Genomic DNA, 23,630 nt, shown 5'->3' with positions numbered 1-23,630 from the left:
GCAAGCCTCAACCTAACCCACCCTCGGGATGCGACCGGTGCGGCGGCGGGAACGCGATGTGAACGGAGAGCGCGACCGTCGGAACGACAGCAGGAGATCAACGGTCCGGCTGCTGTAGCCGCCGGATCTGGAGACGCAACTCTCGCTCGCGGTTCAGGTGCCGCTGCTCACGGCGTATCTCCGACTCCTCGGCGGCCTGCTCGTCCCAGCGCGTCCGAATCGCCCGGATATGGCGCAGAGTGACGCGAGACAGCCACATGACGCCGATCGCGATCGCCATGAGCATGGTCACGTGACCGGCGAGGAGCAGCACGAAACCGGCGAAGAAACACATCCAGTACGCGGCCTTGACGGCGATTTCTATCGCGTCGATGTGCTTTTCGAACAGCGTCATCCGTAACTCCGATGGTGTTTGGTGGAGTAGTCGTTGCAGCGTGAGAGGAATGACCGAAATATCAGTTCCGTCCGCTCACGCGGCCTCGGCCCTATCGGTGAAAGCGCGATGCCGACCGGGTACGGGACTTGCCGACTTAGACGATCAATACCTACTCTGGTATGCGAATTTTTCTTCATCACGGGGTCACGAAAAGGGCGGGGGTGGCGTGGCCGAGCGGATGGTGCCCAGTCCTCGATACGAACGGCTGAGACAACTGCTCATCGAGGCCGAAGACAGGGCTCACGAGGTGCGGCAGGCATACCAGCGCGCCTCCTCGGCGATGCGGTCGGGACAGGTGTGGACGGGGCCGACGGCCACCACCTGGACCAATGAGCTGGAAGAGCGGCGCCGATCCCTCGGGCGGCTCGCCCAGCGCGTGGTGGACGCGGTCGAGGAGGAGCTGCGCCGCTCTCCCCCGCTGGTGACCGAGGCCGAGGCGGACGCCATGCGCAGGGAGATGGCCGGACGTACGTGACCGTCACGACCACGAGGGGGAACGTTCCATGGCACCGACCGCCGAGTTCTGCGGCATCGACCCCGACCAGATGGGGCAGCTCGCCACCTCCCTGCGCGGCGAAGCCGACCGGCTGACCACGTTCACCAGGGAGTTCGAGCAAAAACTCGGCCGGTACGGGATCAGTACCCCCGCGTTGCGGGAGATCGCCGACATCGCCGACTGGGCCGGGAGGCAGGTCTCCATGCTCCACGGCCGGATCGACCTGATCAAAACCCTGGGCAACGGCGCCCCTGAGCTGGGCGGCGCGGGTGGCACGGGTGGCGCAGCCTCGATGACGGCGGGCGGCCAGGGGCTCATCCGGCTCCCCGACGAGCTGAAGGACTTCGAGCTCGCCCAAGGGCTGGCCAGGATGTACGGCGAGGACATCCTGGCGAACTTCCATGGCGAGTCGCAGGCCAAGCTCATCCACGAGCACATCGACGACGTCGCCAAACTCGCAGAAAACCCCCAGGCCGCCGCCGCCTTCTTCGCCCTGCTCTCCCCCAAGATACGCGACAGCCTGCCCAATCTCATCGCGGTCACCGGCAGCAAGACCGCCAAGCAAGACCTCGCCGCCTTCAGCAAGGCCCTCGGCGCCGCCCTGAACGCCCCCGCCCTCGTCCCCGCCTTCTCCAAGGTCAGAGAAGGCCTGGTGAAACCGACCGACAGCAAGGCCGCCGCCTGGAACCGGCTCGCGCTGCTCAGCGGCGCCAATGCCCCATCCTCCGTCCGCAGCGCGGCGGCCCGCGCGCTCGTCCTGGACGAGTTCGCGAAGAAGCCCCGGCAGGACTGGCGCGCCGGCGGGCCCGCCGAGACGAAGGCGTACGGCCTGCCCTCCGACCTGGTCGCCATGGGCCTGGAGGTGCTCGACGGAGACGGTCTCGCCGTACGGGACGCCTTCGCCAAGATGGGCGGGGCCGACGTCAAGCTCAGCCAGGTCGACAAGATGAAACTGTTCCTCGACCGCGCCAAGAGCGCGGGCACCGGAGACGAGGTGGCCGACGCCTTCGGCCGGGCGATGGAAGCGGGCACCGAGGCCACGACCGAGAAAGCCGGTCAGCACAGCCCGGAGGCCGCCGCCTTCGCCTTGGACGCGATAACGGTCGCCGGTTCCTTCGGCAGCGACCTGCCCAGGGGCGCCTGGGACTCCATGAGCGTGATCGCGAAGTCCTACATCCACGAACTGGCCTCGGGTGCCCGCTTCGACAAGGCCGTCTACCGCGACTCCGGAATGGGAGTCCCGGAGAACTGGGTTCACCTTCCTCCCGTGACCCCAGGGTTCTACCTCAGCCCGGGCGACACCTTCCGCTTCCTGAAGACCTTCGTCGGAGACAAACGACTCACCGACGACTTCGACGCGACGGCGGCCCGGTTCCGTCACGATGCGCTGACGGCAGCGGCTCGTCTGGACGCGCAAGCAGAGGGGAGTCACTTCGAGCAAACCTCAAAGATGTTTGGTGACCTGGCCGGTCTGGAGTTCAAGGCGACTCTGGATGTTCGCGGAGAGATGGACGCCTTCGACGACCTGGTCAGCGACATCCTCAAGAACACCGTTTCCTTCGGAATCGACGGGATTCCCATCGCGGGTGATGTCGTCACAGCGGGATGGGAACTAGCTAAAACATATGGCGCCGGCGCCGTCCTCGATGGCGTGACTGACAGAGTCGGAACACGGGTAGAAGAAGCTACCGGCGCTCGGGCGGACTTTGTTCTACGGCTGAAATACGACATGGCTCGCCTCCTTCACGATGCCGACTATCCAGCTAGTGACCCACCTGCTGAAATCGTCAATAAGAGCACAGGGAACCTCAAGGCATATGACGAATTCGCAGCCGAGGCTAAGCGAGAAGCTGGAGGCGACCAAAAATGGGAGAAAGTACTACAAGAGAAGCTGACTCCCTACGAACGCTGGATGGACAGCAACAAAAAATTCGACGAAAAAGTCGAGGACGCTTCAAGTAACCAGGCCAACGAGCGCCCTAAGGGAGAGATAGGAATCTGGGACTGAGCTGGATTCCTTAGGGCGACAGACAGGCGGTCACTGCCCGCAACCTCCACGTAGGGGCATCTGGACTCACGAATACACTCACCTTTATCTCCGCCCCCTTCTTCGTGCCGTAAATAAATCGCCCTTCCTCGACATCCGCCTGACTGAGATCATATTCCAGCTCGTATCCAAGAATCCGAGAAAGTGTGTTTTCCATCAACCCTTGAGCTAAGTCAAGGTGGCTATCCACGTCGGAGGTTTTACGCTCATAGTCAGCTGTAGCTCGCAAAACTCGCATGAATTTACCCTTGTCGCAGGGTATGTCCTTATCGGGACGTTGTAGTATGCGTAGCTTTTTTAGTGGATTCTTGAATACATCGTCGACCTCCAGGCGTTGAGTGTCTTTCTGTAGCTCCGCTGCCGCATCCTTCAGGGAAGGACTGGAAGCACACCCCGAGGCCGCCACCGTCAGCGCCAGACCGATGGCGAGTAGCCGGGTGGAGCACATTCAGGACCTCCGGGGAGAGTGGACGCCGGGACGTACCAATCTTTACCCACTCGGCCCACCTTCGCCACACCCTTCCCATACTCGTTCGTCAACCATGGGGAGTTGCCAGGTCACGCCGAACGCCGTCATCAACCAGGACAGAGGAATACCCTCACGGTCCAGAGCAGTGAGCCACGCGGTCGACTGCTCGCTCGTCGTCATGCCTTCACCTTTCGAATGCTTTCCGACGCTCGCGGCAGGAGACCAAAAGAGGACTATCTCATTCATCTCCGACCCGATTCACCTCCGACCGAGAAAGCGTTTTACCACTTTCTTGTCAACGCTTTCACGAAGAGGATTACTGTGCCTAGAATGCCTTATCGGTAGCCGACCGACTACCGGATCGGCAATCCAGGCTAGAGCGGATGATGACAGCCGTTGGTCTACCTGGATTGGAGTCAATCCGCCAGCTGACCATTAAGTCCATTTTTTCTAATTCGGGAGGAAATACAATGGATGCGGCGCCATCTCTCGATCCTGGATCTCCCCGCGTGCAGTTCGGTGCCGAGATGCGCCGACTGCGGGAGGAAGCTCAGCTCTCGCAGTCCTCCGTGGCCTCCCGACTGGGGTGTACGCAAACCCAGGTCAGTAGACTGGAGAGCGCCAGCCGCACACCTTCAAAGTCCGACGCCGAAAGGCTGGATCGGCTCTTCAAAACGGCTGATGGCAACGCCTTCACCCGGCTCCGCCAGCGCATCCTGGCCCAACCTGGCGGCCCGGTCTGGTTCCAGAGCTGGGTCGAGGAGATCGAGCCCACTGCGCTCGTTCTGCGATCCTGGGACCCCCTCCTCATCCCGGGTCTTCTCCAGACGGAGTCTTATGCCCGGCATATCTTCAGCCAGGAGCCTCAGACGACCTCACAGGAGATTGAGGAACGAGTCAAAAATCGTATAGAGCGACAGAAAATTCTCGATCGAGACATTCCTTTCTCGCTCCTCATCCTTATCGACGTAGGTGTGCTACACCGTAAGGTCGGCGGAGCCAAGGTGATGCACGAACAGCTCGGCCATCTGCTGGAGCTCACCCAGAGGCCAACCATCTCTATCCAGGTCGTCAGCCCGGAATGCCTTACCGGACTTATGGGTGCATTCATGATCGCTGAGCTTCCCCACGAGAAGCCAGATGCCGTCCACCTGGACTCGTCAGACGCAGGACATGTCACGACTGATCGTGATTCCGTGACGGCAATTTGGAAGCGCTATGAGAAGATCCGCCTCTGGGCCTATCCTGAGAGCGTGTCTCTCAAAATGATCGAGGAAGTGAGGCAGGAATGGACCTAAGTGACGCAGTGTGGCGGAAGTCATCGCGCTCCGGCGGAAATGGCGGCCAGTGTGTTGAGGTGGCCGTCAACCTGCCCGGAGTGATCGCCGTTCGCGACAGCAAGAACTCCGACGGCCCCAAACTGCTCTTCACCCCCACCGCGTGGGACACCTTCGTCCGCCGTATCAAGAGCGGCGACTTCGACCACTAGCTCCGCCACAGTCAAGGACCATCGGCACGCACCCCTCAAGAAGATCGAGGAAGTGAAGCGGGAATGGACCTAAGTAACGCAGTATGGCGAAAATCATCGCGCTCCTCAGACAACGGCGGCCAGTGTGTTGAGGTGGCTGACAACCTGCCCAGAGTGATCGCCGTTCGCGACAGCAAGAACCCCGACGGCCCCAAGTTGCTCTTCACCCCCACCCAATGGAAAACGTTCGTCGGCGGCGTCAAGACCGGCGAGTTCGACTCTCTGACCTGAGCTTTCATCCCTTCGGCGCGACGGCCATCCGTCCCGGCCGGAGCCCGGCAGCGCGACCGCGTTGCCGGGCCTCATGTCGTGCTTGCCGAACCCTCGGCACCGAGATCCGGGCCCCGCCCGGAAAAGAGTTGAGCCGAAGAGGCGGACGCGAGCATGCTCGACTCATGGACCTCGTCGCCTCCCTGCCCGCCTTCGTCGTCGCCGTCGTGCTGATCTCGGCGTCACCTGGTCCCGCGATGGCGCTGATCCTGCGTCGTGCCGCGCTGCACGGTTTCCGGGGGGCGGTGCCGACGGTGCTGGGACTGGAGGCCGGTCTGTACGCCTGGGCGTTGTTCGCCGCGGCCGGCCTCGCCGCCCTGGTGGCCGCTTCCGAGGTGGCCTTCGTCGTTCTCCGTGTGATCGGCGCGGGTTTCCTGCTCTATCTCGGGCTGAAGGCATGGCGCACCGCGTGGCGGATCGGGAAGGCCGGACCGGTGCGGGAGACGACAGAGGACACCTCGCCCAGCCTGAGGCAGAGCTGGTGGAGGGCCTTCGGTGAGGGCGCCCTCGTGATGCTCGCCAATCCGAAGATCGCGGCCTTCATGATCGCTTTCTACCCCCAGTTCGTACCGGCCGACCAGCCGCTGTTCTCCACCACCGCACTCCTCGCGCTCCTACAGGTGGCCGTCGAGATCGTGCTGTACCTCGCCCTGGCCGCGGTGGTGGGACGCGCGGGCGCGTGGTTCCGCAGGCCCGTGATCCGTCGCCGCCTGGAGGCCGTCAACGGCACCGTTCTCATCGTCCTCGGCCTGCGCGTGGCCGCCGCGACCCGCTGACGCCGACGGCTGTTCCCTCACCGACCGAAACCGCCCGAAGACGGCTGTACCATCCGCGGCGAATACCCGTTCAAATGGTGGTCTTCACCGCGAGTGGCGGGCTTGAGGGGTACCAGATCTACGTCCACGACCGGCAGACCGGCACGAGGAGGCTCGCGTCGGCGGCGTCCGACGGGAGCATGGCCGACGACTGGTCCTTCGCCCCGTCACTGAGTGCCGACGGGCAGACCGTGGCGTTCTACACCTATGCCACCAACCTCGCCGACGGTGACACCAACGGGCGGACGGACGTGTACGTGCGCGACGTCAAGGCGGGCACCACCAGGCGGATCTCCGCCGGCCCCAAGGACGTCGAGGGTGACGGCTCGGCGGGCATACCGTCGATCAGCGGGGACGGGCGGTACGTCGCCTTCGAGAGCACCTCCGCCAACCTCGTCGGTGACGACACCAACCGGAGGTCCGACGTCTTCGTCCACGACCGGACCCCGGGCCCCGAGCCCCGCTTCGCCTTGACCGGTCTCGACGTCGGCCCGTCCACCACCCGTCCCGGCCACCCGGTGCGGATCACCGCGTGGGTGAGGAACGTGGGAGAGAAGTCGGGCGGGTACGACGCCGTCCTGCGGGTCAACGGTGAGGTCGAGCGGCGGCAGACCGTCCAGGTCCGCACCGACAAGGCGGTGCGGCTCTCGTTCGAGGCGCGCCGGAGCGGTGCGGGGACGTACGTCGTGGAGCTGGGCCCGCTCACCGGCCGGTTCGTGGTGAAGGGCCACTGACGGGCCACTGACGGACCGTGGTCGGCGTCCTGCCACGGCGACCCCGAGTGACATGCTTCGGCCATGGATTACGGAAGAGTTCGCGAAGCGGTCACCAAGGGCTGGAACGAAGACGTGCTGCCCAGCCTTTCCGGCCTGGTGGAGATACCCGCGTTGTCGCCCGCCTTCGACGCCGACTGGGAGCGGAATGGCCATCTGCGAACCGCCGCCGACCACGTACGGGACTGGATCGCGTCGCGCGGTCTGCCGGGTGCCCGGTGCGAGGTCGTCCAGCTCGACGGCCGCGCCCCGCTGCTTCTCGTGGACGTTCCCGCGACCGCCGGCAGCACGGCACGCGGCACCGTGCTGCTCTACGGCCACCTCGACAAGCAGCCCCCGCTCGGCGACTGGTCCGACGGCCTGGGACCGTGGCGAGCGGTGGTGCGCGACGGACGGCTCTACGGCCGTGGCGCGGTCGACGACGGATACTCGGGCTACGCGGCGGTGACCGCGTTGACCGCGATCCAGACCGCGGGCGGCGAACACGCCCGGGCGGTCCTGCTGCTGGAGACCGGCGAGGAGTCCGGCAGCCCGGACCTGCCCCGGTATCTGGAGCATCTGGCCGACCGCCTCGGTGAGGTGTCCCTGGTGATCTGCCTGGACGGCGGCGGTGGCGACTACGAGCGGTTGTGGCTGACCGAGAGCCTGCGAGGCGCGGTGCAGGCGACCGTCACGGTGCGGGTCCTGGAGACGTCCGTGCACTCCGGGGTCGCCAGCGGTATCGTGCCGAGTTCCTTCCGCGTCATGCGCCGGCTGCTCGACCGGGTGGAGGACTCCGTGACGGGCGAGATCACCGTCCCCGAGATGAACGTGCCGATCCCCGAGGAGTCGCGGGCCAGGGCCGAGGCGCTCGCCGCGCTGGAGCCGGGAGCCGCCGCACGCCGATACCCTCTCGTCGACGGAATGCGCGCGGTCTCGGACGACGACGTCGAACTCATCCTCAACAACACCTGGCGGCCGACGCTGTCGGTGATCGGCGCGGCCGGGCTCCCGGACCCGGCCGTGGCGGGGGCCGTGCTGCGCGCCTCGACGTCTCTGCGGCTGAGCTTCCGGACCCCGCCGACGGTCGACGCCGAGGCCGCGCGAGCCGCGCTGGTGAGGATCCTGACGACCGACGTGCCGTACGGCGCGCAGGTCGAGGTGAGCGACTTCCTCGTGCTGAACGGCTGGCAGGCTCCGGCTGCCGCGCCCTGGCTCGCCGCGGTGCTGGAGGAGGTCGGTGACCGGGTGTTCGACGAGCCGTGCCGCGCCTTCGGCATCGGCGGCGGGATCCCGTTCATGGAGATGCTCGGCCGGCGCTATCCGAACGCGCAGTTCGTCGTCACCGGCGCGCTGGGGGCCGACTCGAACATGCACGTGCCCGACGAGTGGCTGAACCTCGCGTTCGCCGAGCAGGTGACCGAGGCCGTCGCCCACATCCTCGACGCGCACGCCCGCGACTGACCGCCGATCGCGACGACCTGCGCCGGGGAGGCCGCGGGTCCGGGTCAGGCTGCTCGGCCGCCCGTACCCGTCCGGTGCCGTCGTCGCCCGGGCGGTCCCCCGGTGAGGCTGTGACGGCAGCCGGAAGACGACTGTCCCACCCGCGCCGGACAGCCGTTCAAGCGACTCCCGGCGCTTCCGTCCGCCCGCCGATCCGGGCCTTTCCCAGGTGGTCCTCGGTCGCGGCGCGGATGGCGCGGACGCACGCGGCGACCGCGGGGTGCTCGGCGGCTCCTCGGCGGTAGGCGATCCGGGTCCTGCGTCGTGCCCGCAGCGGCAGGAGCCGCACGCCGTCCGGAAGGCGGCCGGCGCCGAGTTGTGGCACCAGGGCGACCCCCTGGCCGGCGGCGACCAGGGTGAGCACGGCGGTGAAATCGTCCACGTGGTGGCGTACCCTCGGCGCGAATCCCGCCGCCTGACAGGCGCGTACGGCCACGGTATGGCAGAGGGTGCCCGGTGAGGCCACGATCCAGTCGGCGTCACGGAAGTCGTCGACCGGATCCGCGGCCGCCACGGCGCCCTCCGTATCGGCTGAACACGCGCCTGCCGTCGCGCCGACCGAACACGCGGATGTCCCGGCGCCGGCCGGATCGGCGGGTGCCGTGGTCTCCGCTGCGCCGGGAAGCCCGGGGAGGATCGTCTCATCCGGCCGCGACGTCGTATCGAGCGCCGCGCCACAGGGAACCGCGAGGAAGACCGTCTCCTCCAGCAGGGGTGTCGAGTCGAGCGTCGGGTCGGGCTCGACGGGTGCCAGGTCGTAGTCGTGCAGCAGCGCCACGTCGAGGTGCCGTTCTCGCAGCGCGTCGGGGGCGGCGGCCGGGTCGAGTTCGGTGACCATGAGGGCGAGCCCCGGATGGTCGCGGCCCAGCGCGACGAGGGCCGCCGGTAGCAGGGTGTGCACGGCGGTGGGGAAGGCTCCGATGCGCATGGTCCCGATCAGGCCGGACCGGGCGGCGGCGAGGGTGGCCGCGGCCGCCTCCAGTTCGGCGAGCACGGTCTCGGTGTGCTCGACCAGCGCGACGCCCGCCGGGGTGAGGGTGACCCTGCGACCGGTCCGTTCCAGCAGTGCCACCCCCGCCTCCCGTTGCAGCGCCGCGAGCTGCTGGGAGACGGCCGACGGCGTATAGGTGTGAACCTGGGCCACCGCGGCGATGGTGCCGAGTCTGGCCAGGTCGCGGAGCAGCCGCAGTCTGCGAACGTCAAGCATAAGATCAGCTTACGCATGCCTTTATGAATCGGAACTGGTTCTTCATATTTGATCGCGCGACGATGGCCCCATGACGCTCAACGGTCTCTACGTCCCATTGATCACTCCGTTCGAGACCTCCGGCGAGGTGGCCCTCGGCGCACTGGAGCTGCTCGCGCGGCGGCTGCTCGACGACGGCGCGACGGGTCTGGTCGCGCTCGGCACCACGGGGGAATCCGGCGCGCTCACGGACGCGGAGAAGCGCGCCGTGGTCGAGGTGACGGCCCGGGTCTGCCGGGAGCGGTCGGCGCCGCTCATGGTGGGCGCCGCCACGGCCGAGGCGTTGCGGCGGCTGGGCGACCACCCGGAGGTCGTCGCCGCGCTCACGGTGGTTCCCCCGTTCGTACGCCCCGGAGAGGAGGGCGTTCTCGCGCATTTCGCGCACCTCGCCGAGCTGAGCCCGGTACCGCTCATCGTCTACGACGTGCCACGTCGCACGGGCCAGCACCTGTCGGCCGGGACGCTGCGGAGGCTCGCCGCGATCCCCGGTGTCGCCGGGTTGAAGTCCTCCCCGGGTGCGATCACCGACGACAGCATCGAACTGCTGGCCGACCCGCCTCCCGGGTTCGGGATCCTCGGCGGCGACGATCCGCACATCTCGCCGCTGCTGGCACTCGGCGCGCACGGCGGAATTCTGGCCTCGGCGCTGGTCGCCACCGCCGACTTCGCGCGGCTCGTCACCGCGTGGCGGGCCGGTGACGTGTCCGAGGCGCGCGCCCTCGGACACCGTCTGGCGCCGCTCTCGCTCCGGCTGTTCGCGGAGCCGAACCCCACGGTGATCAAAGCCGTGCTGCACGCGCGGGGCGACATCCCCACTCCCGCCGTACGGCTGCCGCTGCTGGCCGCCTCCCCGGACACGGTGGCGGCGGCGCTGGCGTCCTGGCAGCCGCTCCGTCCGTGAATCGGAACCGGCGCCGTCGGGAAAGCCGTCGTTCGCGTGTTTCTCGCGGTGGTTACGCCTTGGGCGCCTGCGAGATGCGCACCATGTTGCCGGAGGGGTCGCGGAAGGCGCAGTCGCGCGGGCCCCAGGGCTGGTCGATGGGCTCCTGCAGCACCTCGGCGCCGAAGTCGCGCACCTTCTCGAAGGTCGCGTCGACATCGTCGGTGCGGAACACGGTCATGGGCAGGACCCCTTTGATCAGCAGCTCCTGCAGGGCGTCGCCGTCGGCCTGGGACCGGCCGGCGTGCGGCTCGGAGAGCACGATCTCAAGGTCGGGCTGGGAGGCGCTGCCGAGGGTGACCCAGCGGAACCCGCCCGAGGCGACGTCGTTGCGCACCTCAAGACCGAGCGCGTCGCGGTAGAAGGCGAGCGATCCGTCCAGGTCGTTGACGGTGACGTGGCAGTACTGGAGAGAGATGGTCATGTGGTCAACGCTAGATGGCGGTGGCGCGAACCACTTCTCCGATCCTGACCTGTTGGTTCCTCGTCGGCCGGGTCTGCACCTTGGCCACGCAGGCGGGCATCGCCCGCACCGCACGGTGCTCCTGGGCCCGGTACGCGCTCGGCGTCATCTTCACGAGCTCGGTGAAGCGCGAGCTGAACGAGCCGAGGGAGGTACAGCCGACCGCCATGCACGCGTCGGTCACGCTCATGCCCCCTCTCAGCAGCGCCATCGCCCGCTCGACCCGCCGGGTCATGAGGTAGCTGTACGGCGTCTCACCGTAGGCCGCCCGAAACGCCCGGGAGAAGTGTCCCGGCGACATCAGCGCGTGGCGGGCCATCGTCGGGACGTCAAGCGGACGTGCGTACTCCCGGTCGATCAGATCCCGCGCCCTGCGCAGGTGCGCGAGGTTGGCAAGGTGTGACTGGTCCATGGGACGAGGGTATCCGAGGTAGAAAATTACTAGACCAGTCTGTAGAGTTCGCTCATGCGGATTCATCACCTGAACTGCGGGACCATGCGTCCCATCGGCGGACGCCTGGTCAGCGGGACCGGCAGCCTGCTCACCTACGCGCGGAACGTGTGCCACTGCCTGCTGATCGAGACCGACGACGGGCTCGTCCTGGTCGACACCGGGCTGGGCATGGGCGACGTACGGGACCCCGGGAGACTGAACACGGTGTTTCGGCGGCTGGTACGCCCCCTGCTGTCCGCCGAGGAGACAGCCGTGCACCAGGTCGCCCGGCTCGGCTACGAGCCGGGCGACGTCCGGCACATCGTGCTCACCCACCTGGATTTCGATCACGCGGGAGGGCTCGGCGACTTCCCCAACGCCAAGGTCCACCTGTACGCGACGGAGCTGGAGGCCGCCCGGCGTCCGCTCACCACCCTGGAACGGTCTCGCTACCACCCCTCACACTGGGCACACGGCCCCGGCTGGGTGACGCACGCCGCGGGCGGCGACGACTGGTTCGGCTTCTCAGCGGTACGTGACCTGCCGGGGCTGCCACCTTCGATCCTGCTCGTGCCGCTGGCCGGGCACACGCGCGGGCACGCCGGCGTCGCCGTCGACACCGGCCACAGCGCCCATGGCACGGCGCGGTGGCTGCTGCACGCCGGCGACGCCTACTTCAACCACGCCCAGATGGCTTCCACTCCCTCCTGCCCACCGGCCACCGACTTGTTCCAGACCTTGATGCAGGACGATCGCGCCACACGCCTCGACAACCTTCACCGGCTCAACGAACTCGCGCGCACCGGTGCGGTGGACATCTTCTGCGCACACGACGAGACCGAACTCGACCGTGCCCGGTCCGCGTTCTCCCCCGAGCCGTCGAGCAGCCCCGCAGGCGGCACCTCGCCCGCTCCACCGGATCGCGGCGACCTCACTCCCGAACCGGTCACGGAGTAGACCATGGCACCGCGAGGCCAGACCAGGCGACAAATCCTCGACACCGCCCAGACCCTGTTCCAGCGACAGGGCTACCACGCCACCGGCGTCAACCAGATCCTGGCCGAGGCGGAGGCTCCCAAGGGGACGCTGTACTTCCACTTCCCCGGGGGAAAGGAGCAACTCGCCGCCGAAACGGTCACCCGGGCCGCGCAGGAGTGGGGCCGGGCCATCGACGACGCCCTCCGCCAGGCCGACGATCCCGCCACGGCCATCTCCGAGATCACCGACCTGCTCGGCGACTTCCTGCAGCGGTCGGGCTTCCGCGACGGCTGCCCGCTCGCCACCGTCGCCCTGGAGGTCGCGGCCGACAGCGACCAGGTCCAAGCCGCCTGCGCCCACGGCTACCAGCACTGGATCACCCTCATCGCGACTCACCTCCGCGAACGAGAGATCCCCGACGACACGGCCGAAGAGCTGGCGGCGTTCGTCCTCTCCTCCATCGAAGGGGCTCTCCTGCTCTCCCGAGTGCGACGTGACACCACCCCCCTCCGGCAAGCCGCCGTCCGGCTCACCGCCATCGTCGCCCAGGAGACTCCCCGGAAGGACACCTGATCCCGCCACATCGAGAGATCAGGTGTCCGACGATCAGGCGGCCGTCTCGACAGACGGACTCGTCAGGCCCAGGGGTCGAAGGGGATGCCGCTCGGCTTGGCCCGCGAGAGGAGGTCCCCGAACCTGCCGTCATTGATCTTGATCGTCGCGGCCCCGAAGTCCGCGTTCATCAGCCTGTCGCGCAGCGAGGTGCTGGGCCAGCCGTTCCAGTCCACGAGCGGGGGGTAGCGCCAGTCGTGGTAGTGGTTCTCCGGCGGCTCGTCATTGCCGTTGGCGAGCCGGAAGAAGTGCGTGGACAACCCGTCCTTGTGGTAGACGACCTTGGGATGCGACCCGTCGAAGCGCACCTGCGAGCGCGGATAGGTCACCACGCTGCTGTGTTGCGTGGTCGAGAGATACTCCACCTGGTTGGACGCCTGGTTGACCCAGGAGATGACGTGTTCCCAGTCGTGCCGGTGGCCGCCGAGGCTGATGCCGGGCAGCGCCTGGTCCTTCTCGAAGTAGCTGGCGTACACGATGGCGCACCACCCGCTGTTGCACTTGGAACGGGCGTAGGTCTGCGAGTTGTCCAGGTCCGACTGGTCACGGCAGTTGCCGTTCACCGCGCCGGTCGGGTTCAGCCCCCCGGCGAGGGTTCCGTCCGGTCCGATGGCGGGAGTGGCGTAGCAGCCGTCGCCGTCGTAGTCGTAGGCCGGCGAGAACGAGGACTCGTACCCTCCTGCCGACTGAGGCAGATTGCCGGGCGGAGCGGCATGGGCCGCCGACGCGGGGATCACGACCCCCAGCGCGGCGACGCCGAACACGATCCCGAGCCGCGAACGCCTGCGCGTGAAGAACGTGGGGGAGGATGTGCTCCTCTCTGACGTGGTCGCTGACTTCGATGCCCTCGCGGTGGACGTGAATGACGACAGCTTTCGCATTCTTCCGCCTTCTCGAAGAACTGACTTCATGACCTGACGGCGCTTCGGCGTGCTGGGGCGCCGGCGGTGTTCTCCGCGCCGACATGAGCACGCCTCGCACTTTCACGGCACCATGGAACCGACGCTTGATCAAGGTCTACGGACCAAATGGCGCCGATACGTATCGGCGAGGTCCGAAAGGTGAACCACAGGCGGCGGTCGGTAGGCGGGCCTGCCGCGGAGCGGGGAACGAAGATCAGCAAAGTCATCCCCAAGTGGAAGGCAAGCCCGCCTTGGGAGCATTCCCTCACAAGGTTCGCCATCCAAAAGGAGTGTTGAAGATGAACGACTTCACAGCCACCGCCCGTGAGCTCGACGAGAACGAGCTCGCCGGCGTCACCGGCGGTCACCGTCCGGACTACGACTGGATGAACTACGACTGGCGCGACGCGGTCATCTGCGCCCTGCCGTAACCATGGGACGGGGGCCGCTCTCACGGGTCGGCCCCCACCTCAGGTCGTACGACAGGCTGCACACATCACCGAAGGCGTGGGGGTCGTCACCCGGTCGACCACCCCAGAGCTCGGCTCCCCCGCCCGCACACAGGTCCGTCCCGATCTCGCCACGCCTTACCGGAGAAACACATCGGGCTGTGAACAGTGCCTGTGCCACGATCCGCCGTGGCGGGTCGCTTTCGTCATAGAGAAAGGCGTAGAGAAAAGACTGCAACCTTTCGCCCGATGAGTCGCGTTGGGAACGGGCGAGAGGAGATCACAGTGGATCGTTATGACGGCTTCCGCGAGTTCGTGCTCGCCCGCCAGCAGACGCTGATGCGGACCGCGTACCTGCTGACGGGAGACGCCCATCTCGCCGAGGACCTGTTGCAGAGCGTCCTGATCAAGATCGTGGGGCACTGGCCCAAGCTGTCCAGGAGCGGTAGTCCCGAGGCGTATACGCGCAAGGCGCTGGTCAACCAGTACATCTCCTGGCGGCGTCGGCCGCATCTTGAGTTACCGAGCGCCGATCCACCTGAACGCGGTGCCTCTTCAAGGAACCCGGGCTGTTGATCGACATGCGCACCGGCAAAACGGTGTCGATACCCGGCGAGTACGAGGCGATCGGCATCAAGGACGGCGTCGCCCAACTGGTCCGTTACCGCAAGACCGACCTGTGGCTGATGCCCGTCACCGGTGGAGGCGCACCGGTGCGCTTCGACGGCGTGTTCATCATGTTCAGTGAGCTCTCCCCGGACGGCCGGACGGTGGCCGCCTTCGAGTTCGGGAAGCGAGGCATGGAGAGGCACTCGCTCACCCTCCTCGACGCCAAGACCGGGCGGACCATCCGGAAGGTGACCATCCGCGGCCTGCCGAAGGCCGGCGGCGTCCTCGACACCTCCCTCTGGCGGAACAGAGCCGAGGTCACCCTTTTTTACCTGCACAACGGAGGATCGCGCAGCAGCTATGCGATCGACATCAATACCGGCCGGGCCCGACAAACAGCTCGCTACCCGGATGTGTCTCCGCACATGCTCTTTCCTGGAGTCGTGAGCAGCAAATAGAGCTTGTGCGAAAAATCCCTGGATGAGGATATTGATGGCGTGGTGACTTGTCGTGGAGCACGGGGCCGTCGACGACAAGGAAGCGCGCCGCCTGTCCGATATCGCGGGAGAAGTCCTTGCCCCGCCGCTCTCGGCGGGGCAAGCCGGGCGGTCGTCCGGTCGAAGGCTCCCTACGGGAGATCGTCAACGCGTCGGCCTACCAACCGGCGGCCGGACGTACATCGCAGCTGCTGTCACACGATTTGCCGCCCTGACAGGGAAGCGGAGAACGGGAAGTCTCCGCTCGGCCGACCACCGTGACAGGCTCGGCTCTGGGGATGCTCCTATGGTTCGTCAGGCGACGAGTCAGACCTCACCGGGAGGCGTTCACCTCCATCCTCACTGTCAGGCGAGGCCCCACCTCCTGCAGCCGACCTGCGGGGGGACGCACGTCCGCACGCCTGACTCTCACAACTGCGAGTTCAGGCCGCAGCTCGGCCTTTTCCGGCATAGCAGTCTCAGTCGACAAGCGCGCCGACGGACAGATTGACGATTGTTCCGGTCATGGCTCCGCCTCGGTCTGAGGCCAGGAACGCGGCCGTCTCCGCGATTTCAGAGAGTGTGGGCAACCTCTTCAGAAGCGTCCCCTGCACCATCCCGCCTTCGAGCAATTCCTGGACCGACTGTCCGGCCGCCGCCGCGGTTTGCTCGAAGAGGTCCTTGGTGTAGGAACCCGCCGCCGGTGCGTCGGCGACCGCGTGGGGACGGATGCCGATCACCCGGACGTTGCCGGGTGCCAGCTCCGCGGCTAGGACCCGCGAGAACGCCTCCTTGCCGGCCGCGCTCACGCTGTGCCCCAAGATGCCGCCCACCGCCATTTTGGAACCCGGCTCGGACAAGGTCAGGATGACGCCGGGGCGCTCGCGGCCCATGTGCCGTGCCACAGCCTTGCTGGTGATGAACAGTGTCCGCAGAAAACCGTCGATCGGCCGCATGAACTCCTCCAGCGAGAGGTCCGCCAGCGAAGTCCCCTGGTCGTGCATGACGCTCACGGCGTTGAGGGCGATGTCGATGCCACCGGCCGTCTCCGCGACCGCGTCGGCGTGCTTTTCGACCGCCTGTTGATCGAGAACGTCGACTTGCGCGGTCTCGACTTTTCCGCCCGTGACGGCGATGTCACGCGCCACGGCGTCGAGCTTCGCCCGCGTCCGCCCGGCGATGAAGACCCTCGCGCCTTCCCTGGCGAACACCCGGGCGACCGCGCCGCCGATGGCGCCCCCGCCTCCATAGATCACAGCGTTCTTGCCTTCGAGCAGCAATGCATTCATATGCGTCCCCCAGGGATGATCGATTCTTTCGAACGATTACGCCGGCTCGATGGTCACACCGCCGCGCGTTCTGTCGCGGCCGCGGTTACCGCAGGCTTCAGGAAGCCTGTGGCCCAGGCGTCCGACATGGAGATCGCCGCAGACGAGGCGGTGAAGGCGCCGATCGCCATGCCACCGGCATGGGAGCTCACCTCGAGGCCCACATCGGCCGCGAAGACCTGCGGCGAGGACGACAGCCGTCCACTCAGGCCGGGCCAAGCTCGACCGCATCGAGGAGGTCGCCGGAGATCTCGCCCAGCGGCCTGTCGGTCAGTCGTTTTTCTGACGCTGGATCTGTTCCGCGATGCGCTTGATGCGGTTCAGTCGCGTATCCCAGGTCCTGCCGACCTCGTTCAACTGCCGGACGGCGCGGGCGAGCTGGGCCTCGTCGACTTCGTAGCGCCGCTCGCGGCCCATCGGTGTCGCGTGCACGAGTCCCGCGCGATCGAGGACGGCCAGGTGCTTGGTGACCGCCTGGCGTGAGATCGGGAGACGATCGCTCAGGCTGGTCGGCGTACCGACTCCTTCCGCGAGCAGCAGGTCGATCAGGCGGCGCCTGATCGGATCGCCGATCGCCGACCAGAGTTCGTCGTCGACGGCGACGGTCATCGCGCCACCACGGAAGGGGCGTAGTCCCGCAGCCTGGGCAGGAACAAGTCCCAGCCGCGCTCGTGGTCGTGGAAGGCCGCCTCAAGCACGGCGGCCTCCCAGCCCTTCTCCCGCCAACCGCTCTCGGTCACGCGCAGAATCGTGCCGTCGCCGGAGGGTTCGAGCTCGAAGGTGACCAGGAGAGAGTTGTCCGCGTCGGGCAACCGACCACCGGGAGCGATCCAGTGGAACGCGAACGTACGGGGCGGATCCACGGTGACCACCGTGATCGGTTCGACCACGGCGCGCTCGTCCCACACCAGTTCGCCGACCGCGCCCAGCTCAGGCTCGAACGACGCGTCTTCGGACCACCACATCTTGATGTGCTCGGGACGGCTCACCACATCGAAGACGATCTCCGGTGCCGCGTCGATACGGATCTCGCGCTCCAGCTTTCCGAACTCCACAACGAACCTCCAATAGGCAACCATCGGTTGCGCATGACTCTAGCGACCGCACCGCCAACCCGCAACCTTATGTTGCATGATGCCTCCGAGGTCGACGCCGATTCCAGTCGCCGTCCACTACCGGAGACTCTGACCGCCCCCCTCCGGGACAGCGCTCTCACAGCCTGTCCCGGAGGGGGCGCACACCTGGCCGACCTGGTTTCAGAACTCCCATCGCGCCTGCACACGCTACGCCGGTCATCCAAGGCCTCACCGAAGGCCGGTTCATGATCCGCTCGGGATTCTCCCCTCAGCCCTGGCGAGGGTGGAGTGACGGTGCCGGTCCACCGGTCCGTGGAACTCCGGGTCGCCGTGCGCGCCTTCGGCGGCCAGCGGTCCGCACCCGACCGGCTCCATGATTGCGATGAAAGTTTCAAGTGCTTTCATTCGCCGGCGTCCCGTGCCGACACACCATAAGGCGCGTGTACCCCCAAAGCGGGTCATCGACGGCTTTACACGGATCTTGACACGTTTCACAGATGTTTCCACACTGAGTCCCCGGAGCGGTCTCCGCTGCCGGTCGGCGATGAAGAGGCCGCCGATCACGACGCCCCTGTCGTACGCGCTTCGGCGCCGGGACGAGGAGGCGACCGATACGGTGCGGAGCCGCCGCGCCGAAGGCCACTCGGCGATGGCCGTCACGTACTGATCCCGAAGAGAAGGAACACCACAGTGCGACGACGTGTGAGTGAGACTCCGGAGCCTTGTGCCGCCCAGAGTGTCCGATCGGAGCCCGGGCCACAGAGCGGGTGGCGGAAGCGTGCGATGGCCGCGGCGGTCGTCGTCCTCGGGCTGCTCGCGATGATCGTCGTGACTCGGCCGGCATCGGCCGCCGACAACCCCTATCAGCGAGGTCCCGATCCCACCCTGGCCGGCGTGGCCGCCACCAGGGGCACCTTCGCCACCGCGCAGGTCAGTCTGCCGGCCGGGAACGGCTTCGGCGGTGGGGTGATCTACTATCCGACGGACACCGGCCAGGGGACTTTCGGCGCGGTCGCGATCGTGCCCGGCTACTCCGCCCGGTTCGCCGACGAAGAGGCCTGGATGGGTCCCTGGCTCGCGTCCTTCGGCTTCGTCGTCATCGGAATCGAGACCAACAGCCGTACCGACGGCGCCGACGCCCGAGCGACCCAGTTGCTCGCCGCGCTGGACTACCTCACCCAGCGGAGTTCGGTGCGTGACCGCGTCGACCCCAGCCGGTTGTCGGTCGTCGGCCACTCCGCGGGTGGCGCCGGCGCCCTCACCGCGGCGCTCCGGCGGCCCTCGCTGAAGGCCGTGGTCGGGCTCGCACCCGGCTCCCCCACGGGAAACCTGAGCCTGGCCGACAACCGGGTGCCCTTGATGTTCATCTCCGGGCAGAGGGACACGGTGGTCACGCAGTCCTACCTCAACGGGTTGTACAGCACTCTCCCGGCCTCGGCACAGAGCGCCTGGGTGGAGATAACCGGCGTGGACCACCTGTTCGCGACGAGGGCGAACACGACCGAGATGCGGACGCTGATCCCGTGGCTGAAGATCTTCGTTGACAACGACACCCGGTACACCCAGTTCCTGTGTCCGTTGATGGACTCCACCGGCATCTCGATGTACCGCAGCAAGTGCCCGTACGTGCCGCCGGGCGGCTCGTCACCCTCGCCGTCGCCCTCGGTCACCCCTTCGCCTTCGGTCACCCCGTCACCCTCACCTTCGGCCACTCCGTCGCCCTCCCCCTCCCCCGGCGCCTGCACCGCGAGCTACCGCACCACGAACTCGTGGCCGGGCGGCTACCAGGGCGAGGTCACGGTGACGGCGGGCGGCTCGGCGATCAGCGGTTGGACCGTCAGATGGACCCTGGGCAACGGTCAGTCGGTCAGCCAGGTATGGAACGGCACCCTGGCCGCCAACGGCTCCGCGATAACGGTGACGAACGCCTCCTACAACGGCTCGATCCCGGCCTCCGGCACGACCACCTTCGGCTTCCTGGCCGGCGGCACGCCGTCGTCCCCCTCCCTCGCCTGCAGCAGCCGCCCCTGACACCCGTTCGGCGCGCTGTGAGCATCACGGCCAGATGCCACCGTCCCTTCCCCCCGGCGTCGTCGATCCATCTCTCCATGACAGGAGCCCCGCCCGCGTCACGATGGTCGCGGAGAAAGGACCTCGCCACCGCATACCGCGACTAGAGTCTGGTGCAAAAGTGGATCAAGGTGATAGATGATCGCGGCCTCGGGGGCGTGGTGATCTGACGAACGACCGGCGGGAGCGACCGGAAGCGTCGCTACCGGCGGGCAATACTCTGCGATCCACGCAAACTGCGCCAAATCATCGCACAGGGGATGCCGACGCATGAGTACGCCACCATCGCCACCCGGAGCGGAACGAACTGAAGGACCAGCCGTCCAGATCGGTGCTCTCGTTCCGCTCACCCGGCCTGGTTGGGTGGAGGCGGGCCAACACCTGCTCGCCGGGCTCGAATTGGCCGTTCACGAGGTCAACGAGGCCGGAGGGGTCACCGGAAGACCCCTCGAACTGGTGGTCCGAGACACCGCGGCTGATCCGCGGAAGGCCGCCGCGGCCGTGGACGAATTGGCTCGCCTGGGCGTGGCCGCCTTGGCGGGGGAATATCACAGCGTCGTCGCTCGCGCCGCCGCCGCCAGGGCCGACGCCCTCGGCCTGCCGTTCCTCTGCTCGTCGGCGGTTCTCGACGCACTCACCGAACAGCCGACGGAATGGGTCGCACGCCTCGCTCCGGCACAGTCCCACGGCTGGCGGATCTATACGGACTTCCTCCTCGGCGCGGGCCACAGTCGGATCGCCGTAGCGGCCGAGTCGAGTGTCTACTGGGCATCCGGCACCCGTATTCTGCGGGACCACCTCGCTTCCCGCGGTGGAGCCGTCATCGAACTCGACCTGCGCACGCTCACCCCTGCGGCCGTGTGCGACGAACTCCTCGACAGTCGCGCGACAGCCCTCCTTCTCCTGGTCGGCCACCCGGAACCGGCGGTGTCGATCGTCAAGGCCGTCCGCCACGACCGGCGTCTCGCCGGGATCATGATCGGTGCTCCCGCCGGGCAACCGGAGTTCGCCGAATGGGCGGCGTCGCTGGGCGACGACGGCGCCGAGATCCCCTTCCTGCGCTACCTGCCCGAGCGTCTCGGCCCACTGGGCGCACGAATCGAGACGGCCCTCCGCCGGCGACTGGGCGAAGCGCCGTCTTTCGTGGCTTTCGAGGGCTACGACACGGTCACCGTCCTCGCCCAGGTACTGCGTTCTCACGGCGCGGACCAGGCTCGTACCGCCGGATCCTGGCCGCGCGTTGCGGTCGAAGGCACCCGCGGGCAGATCCGGTTCTCCCGCACGCCGGGCATCGGCGTCTGGCAGTGGGCCTGGCCGCCGGTCCAAGTCGTTGATCGAGATCCGGCGGAACCCGATCGCTTTCGGATCCTCCACACCGGCTGAGAGCGCGGAGGTCCGACAGCCCAGATCCGTCCGAACTTGAGGCCTTCCACCTGTCTTCTGCCCGTCAGCAGCAAGGTCTGGTGCGACCGCGCTGGTCACAGCCAATCGCTCCGCCCCCTGAGCGACAACGCGTTAACAAGTCGGCACGGGCAGGGTTGCCGTCATCCACCGCCGCGATATCCACTCAAGGCCAGGGCCCAGCCTGATCCGGCCTTCTCCTCAACGTGTTGAAGTGATCTACAAGCCGTTTCCCAGTACCGGTCCCTAGCCTCGTCACCGGCTCTCGCATCTGGCACGACAGAGCCGAGCTCGAAGACATCGGCAACGACGAGGAGAGACATGGTCAGGCCCGAAGACGGCCAGTCGGTAGCCGCCGAGCGGATCGGCAACTGCCTACGGTTCGGATGGCCCAGACTCGACCTGAGCGATCTCCACCTGGAGACGGTTCCCGAGTCGCTCGGCGACCTCACTCACCTGAGCAAGCTCAATCTGAGCGGCAACGGGCTGACCTCGCTACCCGAATGGCTGGGCGACCTCACTCATCTGACCGACCTCGACCTGAACTGCAACGAACTGACCGCCCTCCCCGAATGGCTGGGCGGCCTCACCAACCTCACCACACTCCAGCTGGGCGGTATCGAGCTGACCGTCCTGCCCGACTGGCTGAGCAACCTCACTACCCTCACCTGGCTCGACCTGGGTTGCAACGAACTGACCACTCTGCCCGAATGGCTGGGCGGCCTCACCAACCTCACCTACCTGGAGCTGCGCTGCAACGAGCTGACCGCTCTGCCCGAGACCCTGGGCGATCTCACCAACCTCACCTGCCTCGACCTGAGCGATCTCCGCCTGGGCACGCTTCCCGAGTGGCTGGGCAACCTCACCCGCCTGAACGAGCTCTATCTGAGCAGCAACGGGCTGACCGTCCTGCCCGAGTGGCTGGGCGACCTCACCGCCCTCGTCTGGCTCAACCTGAGCCACAACCAGCTGACCGCGCTGCCTGAGTCGCTCCGCAACCTCACCGTCCTCCGAGAACTCCTCCTGGACAGCAACCGGCTGACCGCGCTCCCTGACTGGCTGGGCGGCCTCACTCGCCTGAACACGCTCTATCTGAGCAACAACGAGTTGACCGCCCTACCCGAGTGGCTGGGCGACCTCACCGCCCTCACCGTCCTCGACCTGAGCGGTAATCAGCTGCTCTCGCCCGAATCGGTGGAGAACCTCGCCGCCCTCCACGAGTTCCACCGGGACGGCTACCGGCTGACCCGCACATAACAGCGGATTTGAGACATTGAAGCGACCCAACTCCGACCGGCCAACCCCGTCCCACATCGTTGTCACCCAGTCGGTCACTCAAGTACGACCTGCGGCCAGACGATGCGGCAGTAACGCGAAAGTCCACACGGAGCGAAGAACACGAGAACCACGACGTCCATCGTGGACACGATCACCCGGTACGACGACCGCGAGGCGTGTCGAGCACCATGGCTGAGTCGCCAAAGTCGGCCACGATCTTGAGCTGACCTCCGAGCGCCGTTACGTAAGCGGCCAGGGTGGCAACTTCGCTGATCACTCCACTTTCGATCTGCGAGATGCGGGCCTGTGACACGCCCATCGCCTGAGCGACATCCTCCTGCCGCAGGCCAAGCTTGCGTCTGGCTTCAGCGAGTTGGCAGGCGCGCTGACGAGCCACGAGCCCATCGCGGAGTCGGGCAACCTCCTGCTCATCACCGGGCTGGACGAGCTCAGCGCGCAGTTCCTCCCATGTCACCGCCTGATCACTCATTGCTCCCTCTCCTCGCCGCCAACACGCCCCTAATGATCAGGTGTGTTGCGACAAGCACTAGAACCCAGGCGACGCGAGGGGGTCAAAGATTCAAGGCGTCGTTGACACCGGGCCGGAGGAGGCGGAGACGGTTCTGCTCTGCGCGAAGCCGGCAGAACTCGAACGCGTCGTCTACCTATGGTGAGGCATGGCCTCCTCTATCCCGCCGCTACGTCCGGCGATCGATCGGACCGATCCTAAGCCGTCTCAGGCTCGCGAGCCGCTGTGGCGGCACGTGCTCGGTGAGCGTCTCAGAGGTCTTCGTCACGAGCGGGGCGAGAAGTTGAGCGAGACGGCGCGTCGCGCCGGCGTCTCGCCGCAGTATCTCTCCGAGATGGAACGAGGCGTCAAAGAGCCATCGAGCGAAATGATCGCTGCGGTCGCCGGCGCGCTAGATGTCACCCTGGTCGAGCTGACCCTTGCCGTTGCCGAGAGCTTGCGGTCTGCTCAGAACAGCACGTCGAGAGGTGCTACCTGCTCGGCGACGTATGCTCTGGCCGCGTAGCGTGGCTCGCCGGGATCAT

At 66.9% G+C, this 23,630-nt stretch carries 27 protein-coding genes and 1 pseudogene; 18 read left to right on the top strand and 10 right to left on the bottom strand.

Annotation, left to right across the window (positions count from 1 at the left end):
• Nucleotides 1-97: 97 nt before the first annotated feature.
• Nucleotides 98-394, bottom strand: coding sequence for a hypothetical protein (locus ACFY3D_RS26975; RefSeq protein ID WP_389984026.1), 297 nt, complete (start codon nt 392-394; stop codon nt 98-100).
• 208 nt (nt 395-602) lie between these two features.
• Between ACFY3D_RS26975 and ACFY3D_RS26970 the strand changes: the two genes are divergently transcribed.
• Both ACFY3D_RS26970 and ACFY3D_RS26965 read left to right on the top strand, forming a co-directional pair.
• Nucleotides 603-911, top strand: a complete 309-nt coding sequence (locus tag ACFY3D_RS26970; protein WP_389984023.1) for a hypothetical protein — start codon at nt 603-605, stop codon at nt 909-911.
• Nucleotides 912-981: 70 nt separating this feature from the next.
• Nucleotides 982-2,940, top strand: a complete 1,959-nt coding sequence (locus ACFY3D_RS26965) for a hypothetical protein (protein ID WP_389984020.1) — start codon at nt 982-984, stop codon at nt 2,938-2,940.
• A gap of 10 nt (nt 2,941-2,950) precedes the next feature.
• Here ACFY3D_RS26965 and ACFY3D_RS26960 read toward each other — a convergent pair whose 3' ends face one another.
• A complete protein-coding gene (locus ACFY3D_RS26960) occupies nt 2,951-3,427 on the bottom strand; it encodes a hypothetical protein (RefSeq protein WP_389984017.1) in 477 nt (158 codons plus the stop codon).
• Nucleotides 3,428-3,918: 491 nt separating this feature from the next.
• Here ACFY3D_RS26960 and ACFY3D_RS26955 point away from each other — a divergent pair, with 491 nt between their 5' ends.
• From ACFY3D_RS26955 to ACFY3D_RS26930, 6 genes are all read left to right on the top strand, one after another.
• On the top strand, nt 3,919-4,746 hold the full coding sequence (locus ACFY3D_RS26955; protein WP_389984014.1) for a helix-turn-helix domain-containing protein: 828 nt from the start codon (nt 3,919-3,921) through the stop codon (nt 4,744-4,746).
• The gene (locus ACFY3D_RS26950) at nt 4,737-4,937 is read left to right on the top strand and encodes a DUF397 domain-containing protein (protein ID WP_389984012.1); all 201 of its coding nucleotides are present in this window, start codon (nt 4,737-4,739) and stop codon (nt 4,935-4,937) included. The genes ACFY3D_RS26955 and ACFY3D_RS26950 overlap by 10 nt, the downstream gene beginning before the upstream one ends.
• 63 nt (nt 4,938-5,000) lie before the next feature.
• Nucleotides 5,001-5,207, top strand: a complete 207-nt coding sequence (locus tag ACFY3D_RS26945) for a DUF397 domain-containing protein (RefSeq protein ID WP_389984009.1) — start codon at nt 5,001-5,003, stop codon at nt 5,205-5,207.
• Nucleotides 5,208-5,371: 164 nt separating this feature from the next.
• Nucleotides 5,372-6,022 carry a LysE family translocator gene (locus tag ACFY3D_RS26940; RefSeq protein WP_389984006.1) on the top strand — a complete coding sequence of 217 codons (651 nt, stop codon included), beginning with the start codon at nt 5,372-5,374 and terminating at the stop codon, nt 6,020-6,022.
• A gap of 74 nt (nt 6,023-6,096) precedes the next feature.
• Nucleotides 6,097-6,795: a TolB family protein gene (locus tag ACFY3D_RS26935; RefSeq protein ID WP_389984003.1), complete on the top strand. Its 699-nt coding sequence runs from the start codon at nt 6,097-6,099 to the stop codon at nt 6,793-6,795.
• Nucleotides 6,796-6,858: 63 nt separating this feature from the next.
• Nucleotides 6,859-8,277, top strand: a complete 1,419-nt coding sequence (locus ACFY3D_RS26930; RefSeq protein WP_389984000.1) for a M20/M25/M40 family metallo-hydrolase — start codon at nt 6,859-6,861, stop codon at nt 8,275-8,277.
• Between the two features lie 157 nt (nt 8,278-8,434).
• On the opposite strand, the gene ACFY3D_RS26925 is transcribed toward ACFY3D_RS26930, so the two are convergent.
• Nucleotides 8,435-9,523 (bottom strand): LysR family transcriptional regulator, encoded by a 1,089-nt coding sequence (locus tag ACFY3D_RS26925; protein ID WP_389983997.1) that lies wholly within the window; start codon nt 9,521-9,523, stop codon nt 8,435-8,437.
• Nucleotides 9,524-9,593: 70 nt separating this feature from the next.
• Between ACFY3D_RS26925 and ACFY3D_RS26920 the strand changes: the two genes are divergently transcribed.
• Complete coding sequence (locus tag ACFY3D_RS26920) at nt 9,594-10,463, top strand: dihydrodipicolinate synthase family protein (protein ID WP_389983994.1); 870 nt, start codon at nt 9,594-9,596, stop codon at nt 10,461-10,463.
• Between the two features lie 52 nt (nt 10,464-10,515).
• Here ACFY3D_RS26920 and ACFY3D_RS26915 read toward each other — a convergent pair whose 3' ends face one another.
• Both ACFY3D_RS26915 and ACFY3D_RS26910 read right to left on the bottom strand, forming a co-directional pair.
• Nucleotides 10,516-10,926 (bottom strand): VOC family protein, encoded by a 411-nt coding sequence (locus ACFY3D_RS26915; RefSeq protein WP_389983991.1) that lies wholly within the window; start codon nt 10,924-10,926, stop codon nt 10,516-10,518.
• Nucleotides 10,927-10,936: 10 nt separating this feature from the next.
• Nucleotides 10,937-11,377, bottom strand: a complete 441-nt coding sequence (locus ACFY3D_RS26910; RefSeq protein ID WP_350946006.1) for a helix-turn-helix transcriptional regulator — start codon at nt 11,375-11,377, stop codon at nt 10,937-10,939.
• A gap of 54 nt (nt 11,378-11,431) precedes the next feature.
• Here ACFY3D_RS26910 and ACFY3D_RS26905 point away from each other — a divergent pair, with 54 nt between their 5' ends.
• Both ACFY3D_RS26905 and ACFY3D_RS26900 read left to right on the top strand, forming a co-directional pair.
• Nucleotides 11,432-12,355 carry an MBL fold metallo-hydrolase gene (locus ACFY3D_RS26905; protein WP_389983988.1) on the top strand — a complete coding sequence of 308 codons (924 nt, stop codon included), beginning with the start codon at nt 11,432-11,434 and terminating at the stop codon, nt 12,353-12,355.
• Between the two features lie 3 nt (nt 12,356-12,358).
• Nucleotides 12,359-12,949 carry a TetR family transcriptional regulator gene (locus ACFY3D_RS26900; RefSeq protein WP_389983985.1) on the top strand — a complete coding sequence of 197 codons (591 nt, stop codon included), beginning with the start codon at nt 12,359-12,361 and terminating at the stop codon, nt 12,947-12,949.
• A gap of 62 nt (nt 12,950-13,011) precedes the next feature.
• Here the strand turns inward: ACFY3D_RS26900 and ACFY3D_RS26895 are convergent, their stop codons facing one another.
• A complete protein-coding gene (locus tag ACFY3D_RS26895; protein WP_389983982.1) occupies nt 13,012-13,752 on the bottom strand; it encodes an NPP1 family protein in 741 nt (246 codons plus the stop codon).
• A 437-nt stretch (nt 13,753-14,189) separates the two neighbouring features.
• Between ACFY3D_RS26895 and ACFY3D_RS26890 the strand changes: the two genes are divergently transcribed.
• From ACFY3D_RS26890 to ACFY3D_RS26880, 3 genes are all read left to right on the top strand, one after another.
• A complete protein-coding gene (locus ACFY3D_RS26890; RefSeq protein ID WP_350946004.1) occupies nt 14,190-14,321 on the top strand; it encodes a hypothetical protein in 132 nt (43 codons plus the stop codon).
• A gap of 303 nt (nt 14,322-14,624) precedes the next feature.
• Nucleotides 14,625-14,915 (top strand): sigma factor, encoded by a 291-nt coding sequence (locus tag ACFY3D_RS26885; RefSeq protein WP_389983979.1) that lies wholly within the window; start codon nt 14,625-14,627, stop codon nt 14,913-14,915.
• The gene (locus tag ACFY3D_RS26880; RefSeq protein WP_389983976.1) at nt 14,912-15,406 is read left to right on the top strand and encodes a hypothetical protein; all 495 of its coding nucleotides are present in this window, start codon (nt 14,912-14,914) and stop codon (nt 15,404-15,406) included. The genes ACFY3D_RS26885 and ACFY3D_RS26880 overlap by 4 nt, the downstream gene beginning before the upstream one ends.
• Before the next feature lie 497 nt (nt 15,407-15,903).
• On the opposite strand, the gene ACFY3D_RS26875 is transcribed toward ACFY3D_RS26880, so the two are convergent.
• From ACFY3D_RS26875 to ACFY3D_RS26865, 3 genes are all read right to left on the bottom strand, one after another.
• Entirely contained in the window at nt 15,904-16,713 is an 810-nt protein-coding gene (locus ACFY3D_RS26875) for an SDR family NAD(P)-dependent oxidoreductase (RefSeq protein ID WP_389983973.1), read from the bottom strand.
• Nucleotides 16,714-17,022: 309 nt separating this feature from the next.
• On the bottom strand, nt 17,023-17,361 hold the full coding sequence (locus ACFY3D_RS26870) for a metalloregulator ArsR/SmtB family transcription factor (protein WP_350946000.1): 339 nt from the start codon (nt 17,359-17,361) through the stop codon (nt 17,023-17,025).
• The gene (locus tag ACFY3D_RS26865; protein WP_389983970.1) at nt 17,358-17,807 is read right to left on the bottom strand and encodes an SRPBCC domain-containing protein; all 450 of its coding nucleotides are present in this window, start codon (nt 17,805-17,807) and stop codon (nt 17,358-17,360) included. The genes ACFY3D_RS26870 and ACFY3D_RS26865 overlap by 4 nt, the downstream gene beginning before the upstream one ends.
• 804 nt (nt 17,808-18,611) lie before the next feature.
• Here ACFY3D_RS26865 and ACFY3D_RS26860 point away from each other — a divergent pair.
• The 3 genes from ACFY3D_RS26860 (at nt 18,612) to ACFY3D_RS26850 (ending at nt 22,556) form a co-directional block, all read left to right on the top strand.
• The gene (locus tag ACFY3D_RS26860; RefSeq protein ID WP_389983967.1) at nt 18,612-19,859 is read left to right on the top strand and encodes a cellulose binding domain-containing protein; all 1,248 of its coding nucleotides are present in this window, start codon (nt 18,612-18,614) and stop codon (nt 19,857-19,859) included.
• A 309-nt stretch (nt 19,860-20,168) separates the two neighbouring features.
• Nucleotides 20,169-21,281: an ABC transporter substrate-binding protein gene (locus tag ACFY3D_RS26855; RefSeq protein WP_389983965.1), complete on the top strand. Its 1,113-nt coding sequence runs from the start codon at nt 20,169-20,171 to the stop codon at nt 21,279-21,281.
• 339 nt (nt 21,282-21,620) lie between these two features.
• Nucleotides 21,621-22,556: a leucine-rich repeat domain-containing protein gene (locus ACFY3D_RS26850; RefSeq protein ID WP_389983963.1), complete on the top strand. Its 936-nt coding sequence runs from the start codon at nt 21,621-21,623 to the stop codon at nt 22,554-22,556.
• 172 nt (nt 22,557-22,728) lie between these two features.
• On the opposite strand, the gene ACFY3D_RS26845 is transcribed toward ACFY3D_RS26850, so the two are convergent.
• A complete protein-coding gene (locus ACFY3D_RS26845; protein ID WP_389983961.1) occupies nt 22,729-23,067 on the bottom strand; it encodes a helix-turn-helix domain-containing protein in 339 nt (112 codons plus the stop codon).
• Nucleotides 23,068-23,254: 187 nt separating this feature from the next.
• Between ACFY3D_RS26845 and ACFY3D_RS26840 the strand changes: the two are divergent.
• A pseudogene (locus ACFY3D_RS26840) lies at nt 23,255-23,509 on the top strand (helix-turn-helix domain-containing protein); the annotation flags it as partial.
• Nucleotides 23,510-23,630: the final 121 nt, after the last annotated feature.

This window comes from Streptosporangium sp. NPDC000509, from assembly GCF_042898365.1.
Classification (GTDB): domain Bacteria; phylum Actinomycetota; class Actinomycetes; order Streptosporangiales; family Streptosporangiaceae; genus Streptosporangium.
Note: the sequence above shows the minus strand (reverse complement) of the source record. Positions and strands in the feature narration are given on the sequence as shown.